Source organism: Blautia caccae (assembly GCF_040095955.1).
GTDB classification, from domain to species: Bacteria; Bacillota; Clostridia; order Lachnospirales; family Lachnospiraceae; genus Blautia; species Blautia celeris.
Window position 1 is genome coordinate 1 of sequence record NZ_JBBMFP010000063.1, and the last position, 1,810, is coordinate 1,810.

Annotated in this window: 2 protein-coding genes; both read left to right on the forward strand. The window is 54.1% G+C overall.

The annotated features are described in order from the left end of the window. Positions 1–905: C39 family peptidase (locus WMO65_RS26080; protein ID WP_349064848.1), on the forward strand; the 905-nt coding region annotated here is incomplete at its 5' end. Between the two features lie 13 nt (positions 906–918). After that, on the forward strand, positions 919–1,686 hold the full coding sequence (locus WMO65_RS26085) for a hypothetical protein (RefSeq protein ID WP_349064849.1): 768 nt from the start codon (positions 919–921) through the stop codon (positions 1,684–1,686). The last annotated feature ends 124 nt before the right edge of the window (positions 1,687–1,810 follow it).

Consider the following 1,810-nt stretch of genomic DNA (forward strand, 5'->3'; position numbering starts at 1 on the left):
GCGGACAGGGGACAGACCCGATGCAGGCAGCGGAGGGGGCTTATAACACCAGGTACCCACATGTGCCGAATGGGATCACGGACCCTGCCTACAGCATTGCGTGCGGGGTACAGGAATTAAAGAATGCCTTGACTTTAGCAGGGGTAAAGGGCAGCACGGATATGGTGAACATCCGGATCGCCCTGCAGGCCTATAACTTTGGTCCAGGCTATATCCAGTGGATGCAGAGGAAAGGCTATTTTGAGTGGAGCTTTGGAACGGCCTGTGAGTTTGCTGCAGGCACGGGATGGGGACAGAGGGCAGATCCTGATCATCCGGCAGGGCCCTGGAGCTATGGGGATCAATATTACCCGGAGCATGTGCTGCGTTATTATACCATCAAACAGGGCACTGGTGCCTTGCCGGAAGGAGGGCTGCCCATCCCGGTCTATAACCAGAATGACTATCAGGAACCCTATGGGCGCGGTACGATCGCAGGATATGGATGCGGGCCTGCCTCTTTTTCAATGGTGGTCAGTTATTTGAGAAACGAGGCGATCTCCCCGGCAGATGTGGTGGCCTGGTGCGGCAACAGCTACTATGTGCCAGGGCAGGGGACCAGCTGGAATTTTTTCGGGGAAGCTGCGGCGCACTATGGGATTGGGCCAGTGACAACGACCACAAGCCCGGAAGTGGTCCTGCGGGCGCTTCAGGAAGGCCGTCCGGTCATTTCTTCACAAGGGCCGGGGCTGTTTACCGGAGGCGGTCATTATATCGTCCTGCGGGGGATCACCGCGGAGGGGAAGATCCTGGTCAATGACCCGAATGACAACACACAGAAACAGTATAATACACGTCCATTTGACCTGTATGCAGAGATCAACAACACTTGCAGACAATATTGGATATTTGAACCAAAAAGATAGGAGGCAGACCATCATGCGAGATGAAAACGGATCAAAGGAGAAGAAGAAGGCAAGGCTCACCATTGCTGGCGGGATCCTGGCGCTGGCTGTCCTGGTGATCCTGACGGTCATCGGCAGCGTGGAACGGACGAGGCCGGCAGAAAGAGAGACTACCGAAAAGGAGCCGGAGACAGTCGTTAGTACCGAGGAGCCGGAGGGACCGGGTCAGAAAGTACCGGATCAGGAAGAAGGGGAGAAAGCTGGCGATCCGGATGGGCGGGAGGATACGAAGAGACCAGAGGACAAGAAAGAGTATCCCCGTGTGAAGAAGGGAAAAGACGGTCTTTCTTATACCCCGTATGCCAGTGAGACAAAATGGCGGGAGCTGACCGATGAAGAGAAAGCAGAGCGGATCGAGAACGGCATACCGGTGCTGCAGGACAAGAATAAGACCATCGACCGGATCTGCGCGAGGAAGGGCCGTCCGGATCTGGAGCCTTATTCCTACCTGCTCACATCCAGCTTGAAAAGCTACTGTGACAGGGAAGGGATAGAGGCAGCAACAGGGGAGTTCCTGGCCTATGATCAATGGATATCAAAGGATGAGGAGAGCTTTTTTATCGTCCTGAATGACAAGAAAGAGACCATTGTCCTTGCGACAGCAGAGATGCGGGGGGCCGATTGGAAATTTGAGCGTGTGGAAGGAACCCGGGAAGAGGTGCTGAAACAGGCAGAGGAGAATGAGGACAAAGTGGATGACCTGCCGGCCAAGGCAGCGAAAGATAAGACCAAAAAGGAATAGCGGGGAATAAGGGATGAAACTGCAGAAAAAATTGGAGGAAGATTATGAGCGGATGAAGAGGCGATATCTCCTGCTTGGGCCAGAAGAGCTTTTTCAATTAAGCGGGGAGATCTCACGGAAGATC